The organism is Bradyrhizobium sp. Unk1, from assembly GCF_059512345.1.
Genome location: NZ_JCAMOP010000103.1, coordinates 1 through 7,128 on the forward strand (window position 1 = coordinate 1; position 7,128 = coordinate 7,128).

Genomic DNA, 7,128 nt, shown 5'->3' on the forward strand with positions numbered 1-7,128 from the left:
CCAGCTGATCAGCCCGGCCCATGCCGGCGAACGCGGTGACCCGCCGCCAGCTACACCACGCTTAGGGACACGATCTCGTCCGCCAGGAGATCGTAGGCGGCTAACACGAATTGATATCAAACGTATAACTAAATCCCGCTGGCTCGCCGCCCGGTTCGTCGGGATACGGCCGCCCCTCAACCTTGTCCAGAAGCTCTGGCGCATACCGCATGAAGGAGGTCCAGGGCCCGATCACCACCAGCGAAATAGTTTCCTTGAGAGAGACCCCGCCGCACCGTCGATTGACGAATGCGTTCAGCCGCCCAATTTGGAGCGAAAAGTTAAGAAATGAGAACCCGCTAGTTGAGTCTACGAGCGACACGCAGTCTTTGAGATGTGACACTTGTAACCTAGCGTTCGGAAATGCCGTTCCGGCGTGCCAGGCAAAACTCGGCTTATCGTCAATGAACAGACACCGCAGTCCAGTCGGCTATATGCGAGCGGCAAGACTGAGATGAGTACGACAGCGAGGAAGCCGAAGCAGTTGCCGCGGCCCTTGACCTCACGCACGATGAATTAAAAGTATGCGAGACACGAGATCGCCAACGACGACGGGTTGGCTTACGCTTACGGCGTAGCGATCAAAGAAGGCGCGCCGCAGTACATCCTATTGCGCAACTGCCGAGGCGGGCAACTTAGTGCTAATCCAGCTGCCCGGACACGCCTATGCCACATGTACCGTCTCTGCCGGCTTCTCGATTGTCGACTGCCAGGAGGCCATTGCTGAGCTTGCAATTCTCTGCGGTTGTGCGGTGACGAGCGGCGCTGTCGATCCGGTCTGAGCATGGAAGATTAGCCTAGAGCGGATCACCAAAAGCGAGCGCATAATGCGCGAAATGGCGCGCAAGCGAGCGGTGATGGAGCAACTTACGCCAGCGATGAAGGCGGAAGATTGGGCGAAGGCGCTTTCGGCGCTCGAAGAGGCCGTCACTGCGATGCCGGACCACATTGACTTCCGCCTGCTCCATGCGAATCTGTTGCTTCACAAAATACGCAACTTACAGACCGGCTTGCCGGTTATGAGGCAATTCGCTCGCGACGCGATCGACAAAAACCATGAGCTGTGGACGGAGGGGCGCTGCGCCAACTCTTCAATCTGGCGAATGACAACTCCCACTTCTCGTCTGCCGAGCGCCCTGCGATTGGAAAAGAGTTGTCCGAACACATTCTGGCGCTGAATCCTCCACAACGGGCCGGTGGCTTCAAGTACCTGTCCTATGGGTGGGTCGCTCAGTATTTTTAGAGAGCGGCAACAGGGATCGCGCGATCGCGTTGGCCGAGGTGGCGCTGAAGTCCTGGACGGGCCCTGAGCCGATCGACGTCGAAACGAAGCAGTACGTTACTCCGTTGTTGGTCCAAGCGCTGGCCAACTACAAGGGTGAGAAGTCTCGCTACGCAGCTGTTTGTGCAACTCCGCAACACGGGTTTCCGAACTCGTCAAAGCGATAGTTGGATTGGTCGCTGGCCATCGTCTATTTCTCCGACGGCTGTAGCAACTAAATCGTCGTCCCTGAACAAAAGCCTCGGATTGAGCTGGATTTGTTCTTCGGATGCGGAGGCATTTGAGTTGCAGGGGTGAGCAGCCCGAGCCCTGCAATTCATTTTGTGGTTCCCCCTTTTGCGGATCATGATCCTGTGGTGCGTCGCAGGGAAGACAACGGTTACCGATCTGTTCCGGGCACGGCTGGACCAGATCGTCGACATGAATTAATAAACTTCCGGCGGCGTCTCGGTGGCAGCGCAGGCGCTACAGAGAGGGAGGCGTCCGCAAGCCAAGCGGTCTACTCCATGGGCAGCTCAGCATGGCCCAGTGCCTTCGCAGGTGTCGTGCGAGTGATCCGTGAGTGCGGCAAAGATTGTAGTGGCAGACGTGAGAGCGACGGCAGCAATGTCGTGTCCACCTTCTTTGGCGTCGCGCGTTTTTGGACCCGTCTGGTGGCTGCGCGGGGCTGGCGCAAGCTGTTGATTGGTCTCGACAAGAGTGCCTTGCCTGGCCTCCACATCACCGGCCATCAGATGAGGCTGTACATGACCTAACGACTGACGTTGTCCCTCGAGGCCACCGCGGCCAGGGCGGGGTTCTCGAAAGCGAGTGCGTAACGGATCGAGGACGATACGCGTCCGCCATCGCAGAAGAAGGCGCAGAGGGGGCAGCGACGATCCGCTCCGCTCGCGCCTTACTGGGACCGCCGAGATCGTTCCGATCCTGAGGGCTGCGCCCGGCATCCGCGTGCTGGACGAACTGTGTCGACGGCATCCCGGCCTCAACCCCAACATCCGACGCACGCTGGAGCGGCGCATCAATATCACTTCAGGTTGGCGTTCTCCGGCTTTGCCATGTCGTGCTCGGCGGTGAAAGCTTCGTTGCCCTGGCGGAAGGCTTGCAAAACGCCCTATGGACGCCCGGTGGCTTCCCGCGGGCGCCTCGCAGCGACAGCCTGTCGGCAGCCTTTCGTAATCTGGCGCCTGACGCGCGGGAACAACGCGTCGAGACGACGCATCTCCTGCACCTTCGCAGCAAGCCTATCATGGCCGCAGCGGAAGTTGACCGCCGGCTTCGCGATGCAACTCTTCAGATCAGCTCCCGGCGCGATCATCGTGACGCTCGCACCGCTCGGATCACCCGGGACGGCTGCTCGCCATCTATGGCGTATCTGTCCGTACCACGACATGGCCGATCGCGATCTCAAGCTTAATCGCCAGAACCTGACGCTGCTCCAACGCATCTTCCACAATCACCGACGCGGATGTCGGCTGCGACGTTTGGCTCGGCGCCAACATGCATCGTTATCGAAAACGCCGGCGCCAACCGTAGATCTGCCAGCGCGTTTCTCCATGCTTGCGTGCCACCTCGGACACCTCCGCACCGGTAACAGATCCTCGGCCACGATCCGAGCTCTCTCAGCTTCCGAACGCACGCGGCGACCCGATGGTCCTTGACCTCCAGCCGGTTCCCCGACCCCGTCCAAACGGACGTCTTTTTTGCCGTCCAATCCCATCTCAACCTCCATCCAAGCCGAAGGTTTTCTTCGCACGTAGTGTTCGAGAAGGCTCTGATCTGCCGTTCGAGGTCGCCGGGCGGGCAGTAGTTGTCGAGCAGAATGCGGTGGCCTTACCAATCACGGGAATGCGCTTTGCCGCAGCGCGAGCAGACGCCGCCTTGTTCGCGTGAGATTGGATGCCCACTCCGGCAGTGACGCGCACGGCGTGGACGCCCCTCCAATCCCGGCCATGCTCGCGCGGCATCCGATACCGACAGCCAAGATCGTCCACCAATATATCCTCCCGTGAGCGATGCTTACGCGCGAAGAACCGGATGCGGGTAATTTGCTCGTCCGGGTCTGTGAGGAGCGGGGATGGCAACATTCCCCGCCTCCAGTTGCGGTCCTGCGTTGCGGCGCGTCGTAAAGCTCGCCGCAGCGCCACGACCATTCCCTATGACGCACGAGAGGTTGTGCCAATTATCATCTTCAACGGAGCACACCTATAACTACGCCAACACCTGTAGCTACACCAATAATGGCTCCTACTCCGGCAATTATTGCCACAATCGGCCAAAACCCTCCCGAAGTCGAAGATGATTCCTCAGGCGATAGTTCGGTTACACCATACGCTGACACATCTGTCTTCATTTCTTTCTCCTTTCAGTGATGCCGAGTAGACCGCTCTTGCATCGGCACAAAGGGGGACTCAAGAGTTGTGCCAACTGTGAAGTGAGAACGCTAGACTCCCGATTCTGCCTCGTTCAGCGCGGCCTAATTGAGAGCAGGCCGACAATCTGCATCTGTCAGTGAACGCGCCCCGCTCAGCGCCTAGCTTGGCAGCCACACGTGCCGCTATAGGAGCGCTCGATGACTCAGCTCCATACGACCAAGACCCGCTTCTAGAGTTGCGGTCCAAAACGCACAGGCACGGCAGCATCCCGCGACAGCTCGGACCACATTCTCTTTCTTGGCCTCAAGATTTAGGCAAGAGGCCGCCAGCGGCGATGGATGCCGCTAGGCCCGCCAACACTGCCGCAATCGTCCAAAACCAACCTCCCGAAGTTGCAGATGCTTCTTGAGGAGTTAGTTCCGTTACGCCATAGACTGACATATCGGTCTTCATTGTTGTCTTCCTTTCTGTGTGAGGAGCAGCTATCAAAGACCGTGCCAACTACGTCAAAGAACGCTGTTCGACAGCATAATGAAATGCCTCGCTTCGGCCTTTTAGTCAGGCGCAGCAAGCTATGACAAGATGATGGGGCCTGCATGGCGCCGGCCTTTCTTTTCTGGGATCTACTTTTCTTGCCCGGTTGGGTCACTCGGAATTTGTCTGCCAATCGCCAATTGCAGCTGCCTTACGCTGTGGAGCCGCACCAACAACAAATCGGGTCGCGTTTGCGACGAGAATGCTATGACTTTGACATGCGACGTAATGTTCGCGCGGTCTACGAGATTTGAGTACCCTGCGCTGGCGGCATGCTCAAGGCGATTCATGCCCAGGAGATTCGTGAGTCGGCCGACGGAAGGCGCAAGCCATCGACGAGGATCTGCGCACCGCCAGGATGAGCAAGGCGGCCGATCTCATCGCGCAGAATGACCATGAGATCCTGACTTACTACGCCTTTCCGGACATCATCGGCAGACAATTCGGATCAAATACCTCCCTCGAGCAACATCATGAAGCAAATCCGCCACCGTCCCCTTCTCGTCGGTGCATTTCCCAATGGCCAGTCCCATCTGAACCTCGCTGCGGCTCGCCTTCGTCACATCGCCGGAGCGACATGATCGGCGAGATGCTACATGAACATGAAGCCTCTTACACAAAACACATGCATAGCGGAGCCGTCGCGTGAAGAATGTGCGAAGGGTTCTGGACACAAGCTCTTACGTGAGCACGCGGTGGAAACCCTCAGCTGTGACGCGGTTTTGGTGATCGACGAGACCGCCCTTTGAAGCAGGGCAAGGCGTCGTGCGGGGTGGCACGTCAGTACACTGGCTCGGCGGGCAAGATCACCAATTGCCGGATTGGCGTATTCAGCTGGCTAATATCGCGGCACAGTCATGCCTTCATCGACCGTGCGCTCTACCTCCCGAAGGAATGGACGAACGACCGCGTTCGCCTGAACGCAACGCATGTCGAGATGTGGGCCTTGCAACGAAGCGACAAGCAACGGTGCCGTTCTTGTTGGCTGCGGCGGACAGCGTATATGGCGCGGTAACCCTGCGGCGCAACGCAAGCGGAGGTTACGTTCCGGGTGTTGCGTTCAATCACGTGTTCCATTCCTGGGTCAAGGGGCCACCTATCGGCGGCAGCGCCTCCGCGATTGCACAGGATCTTCCCGAGCAGGCCAGGCGCCGCCTGTCGTCTGACGAAGGCACCAAAGGTCCGCGCTGGCCCGACTGGGCCCATGTCGAGCTAGCCGATCTCGACGGCAGTGAATAACTATGATGACCTTGCGAGGGAATGGACGAGGCTTTCTGATCCGCCGCATTATTTGCCGACGGCCGCTTGGCATGAAGGCCGTCGCTGGGGCCAGCAAGGACAGCTTCGAAACTAACTAAGGACGAACTCGGACTTGATGACAAAGAAGGCAGCTCCTGGTACGGCTGGGTCGCCATGCTTGCCTTTGCCATCATGGCCGTCATCCGTTCTCAGGCCAACACGCCGGCCAAAAACGATCGCGACCTCGACCAAAGGATCGTTCTTGATGATCCGCTGGTCGATCCATGAAATCAGACGCATCGCCATGAAGCTTGCCCAGCGACGCGCATCTCGCATACACATCTATTCGCTTGGCGGTCCTGGCGCAGGGCTCCCCAAGCCAACGCGGGCAGAGCCCATCTCTATAAAAATAAAACTCTGGTGCTCGTCAGGCTCGCGACAGACTATCCTTATGATCGTGGAGCATGCCCGCGATCCCGGCGACGAGTTCATGGTCGTGCAGCAACCGTCGCCCGCAGTAGCGGCGGCGACTTTGCGGTTCTCGTCAAGCGCCAGCTCGATTGCCGCAATAACTCCAACGCGGCGAACCTCGCCAACGAGCGGTGGTCGACAAGCATGCGCAGCTGTTCCTGCATGCAGGCGCCGATGCGGCGACCGTTCGCAAATCAAGCTCCGCTCCTCGATGGATTTGAGGTTTTCGCGCGCGATGGCGGCTCCGACCGGGTGCCCGCCACGCGTGAAGCGGACGGCCAGCAGTCCTACCTTATTGCTCTCGTCCGCAATGGGTTCGAACATGTAGTCACTCAATATGATCGCCAGCTGGACGTGAGCTGCATCGAAACGACCGATCACATTGGGCGCGATGTTGTAAGTTTCGAAAACCGAACATTTTGCCGGTCCGGCCAATGCCGCGAATCACCTCATTCAGACCAGAAGGATGCTTTGAGCTCATCGGCCCGACGCGCCGCAAAGATCTCCTCCGGTTCGCCCGCACGGCCGTAGAAAATGGGGGGAGCCCGTATGCAGAATGTTAGCCAGCGGCAGATCGAAAGGGCGGTGGTTGTCCGAAAACCCGTCAGGCTTGCCGCACCTATTGTGACGCCGTGGTGGCCACGCAACCGGCTGATGACCTTCTTACGCTGAGACTGGCCTAATGCCTTCGATTGATAGGCGATCAGCTTCAACACCGTATCGTTCGGCTCCGAGCCGGAGTTTGTGAAGAACACTTACTCATCGGCACCGGAGACATCTTCACAAGCTTCTCGGCGCGAGCAATGCAAGGCCCATTCGATCGTGATGCGAAGATATGATAGAATGGCAGGACTTGCATCTGGCGATGCGCGGCTTCAATAAGCCGCTTCTCGCTGAAGCCAAGACTCGTACTCCAAAGACCGGGCCAATGCATCGATGGTAGCGCTTTCCCGCCGTGTCGAAGACGCAGGCACCCTCCCCGTGTCCCGCAAGCGCAGGTCCGTTCTTCTTGCGCGGAGCGTCGCCATGCCCCGCTAACCGGAAGGTGCAATAGCATTGTGAAGCGCGCGTGCGTTCGACCAACGTGCCGATCGCCGAGCTGCCAAGACCGAGGATGAGGTCTCCCTCCCAATGTCCCGGCACGGCTCGATCGGCCGCTTCAGCGGGGCGCTCACTGATCATGATCGCCGG

Annotated in this window: 8 protein-coding genes and 3 pseudogenes; 5 read left to right on the forward strand and 6 right to left on the reverse strand. The window is 58.8% G+C overall.

Going from position 1 to position 7,128, the window contains the following annotated elements; all coding sequences use genetic code 11:
- Positions 1-100: 100 nt before the first annotated feature.
- Complete coding sequence (locus tag AC5ZFO_RS46590) at positions 101-460, reverse strand: SidA/IucD/PvdA family monooxygenase (RefSeq protein WP_496124088.1); 360 nt, start codon at positions 458-460, stop codon at positions 101-103.
- Positions 461-866: 406 nt separating this feature from the next.
- On the opposite strand from AC5ZFO_RS46590, the gene AC5ZFO_RS46595 reads away from it, so the two are divergent.
- The 3 genes and pseudogenes from AC5ZFO_RS46595 to AC5ZFO_RS46605 form a co-directional block, all read left to right on the forward strand.
- Positions 867-1,217, forward strand: coding sequence for a hypothetical protein (locus AC5ZFO_RS46595; protein WP_496124082.1), 351 nt, complete (start codon positions 867-869; stop codon positions 1,215-1,217).
- A gap of 715 nt (positions 1,218-1,932) precedes the next feature.
- Entirely contained in the window at positions 1,933-2,076 is a 144-nt protein-coding gene (locus tag AC5ZFO_RS46600; protein WP_496124083.1) for a hypothetical protein, read from the forward strand.
- Between the two features lie 3 nt (positions 2,077-2,079).
- Positions 2,080-2,504, forward strand: a pseudogene (locus tag AC5ZFO_RS46605) (IS21 family transposase); the annotation flags it as partial.
- Between the two features lie 1,005 nt (positions 2,505-3,509).
- Here the strand turns inward: AC5ZFO_RS46605 and AC5ZFO_RS46610 are convergent.
- Positions 3,510-3,671, reverse strand: a complete 162-nt coding sequence (locus AC5ZFO_RS46610) for a class IIb bacteriocin, lactobin A/cerein 7B family (protein WP_496124084.1) — start codon at positions 3,669-3,671, stop codon at positions 3,510-3,512.
- Between the two features lie 1,239 nt (positions 3,672-4,910).
- Between AC5ZFO_RS46610 and AC5ZFO_RS46615 the strand changes: the two are divergent.
- Both AC5ZFO_RS46615 and AC5ZFO_RS46620 read left to right on the forward strand, forming a co-directional pair.
- A pseudogene (locus tag AC5ZFO_RS46615) lies at positions 4,911-5,161 on the forward strand (transposase); the annotation flags it as partial.
- A gap of 35 nt (positions 5,162-5,196) precedes the next feature.
- Entirely contained in the window at positions 5,197-5,466 is a 270-nt protein-coding gene (locus tag AC5ZFO_RS46620) for a hypothetical protein (protein WP_496124089.1), read from the forward strand.
- A 111-nt stretch (positions 5,467-5,577) separates the two neighbouring features.
- Here AC5ZFO_RS46620 and AC5ZFO_RS46625 read toward each other — a convergent pair whose 3' ends face one another.
- The 4 genes and pseudogenes from AC5ZFO_RS46625 to AC5ZFO_RS46640 form a co-directional block, all read right to left on the reverse strand.
- Positions 5,578-5,772 (reverse strand): hypothetical protein, encoded by a 195-nt coding sequence (locus AC5ZFO_RS46625; protein ID WP_496124085.1) that lies wholly within the window; start codon positions 5,770-5,772, stop codon positions 5,578-5,580.
- Between the two features lie 36 nt (positions 5,773-5,808).
- Positions 5,809-6,372: a hypothetical protein gene (locus AC5ZFO_RS46630; RefSeq protein ID WP_496124086.1), complete on the reverse strand. Its 564-nt coding sequence runs from the start codon at positions 6,370-6,372 to the stop codon at positions 5,809-5,811.
- A gap of 14 nt (positions 6,373-6,386) precedes the next feature.
- Positions 6,387-6,650 carry a hypothetical protein gene (locus AC5ZFO_RS46635; protein WP_496124087.1) on the reverse strand — a complete coding sequence of 88 codons (264 nt, stop codon included), beginning with the start codon at positions 6,648-6,650 and terminating at the stop codon, positions 6,387-6,389.
- A gap of 326 nt (positions 6,651-6,976) precedes the next feature.
- A pseudogene (locus AC5ZFO_RS46640) lies at positions 6,977-7,128 on the reverse strand (IS30 family transposase); the annotation flags it as partial.

Bases quoted from the DNA above. Each gene is read 5' to 3' on its own strand.
- AC5ZFO_RS46595 (WP_496124082.1), top strand. From the start codon at position 867: ATGCGCGAAATGGCGCGCAAGCGAGCGGTGATGGAGCAACTTACGCCA.
- AC5ZFO_RS46625 (WP_496124085.1), bottom strand. From the start codon at position 5,772: ATGGCGATGCGTCTGATTTCATGGATCGACCAGCGGATCATCAAGAAC.
- AC5ZFO_RS46610 (WP_496124084.1), bottom strand. From the start codon at position 3,671: ATGAAGACAGATGTGTCAGCGTATGGTGTAACCGAACTATCGCCTGAG.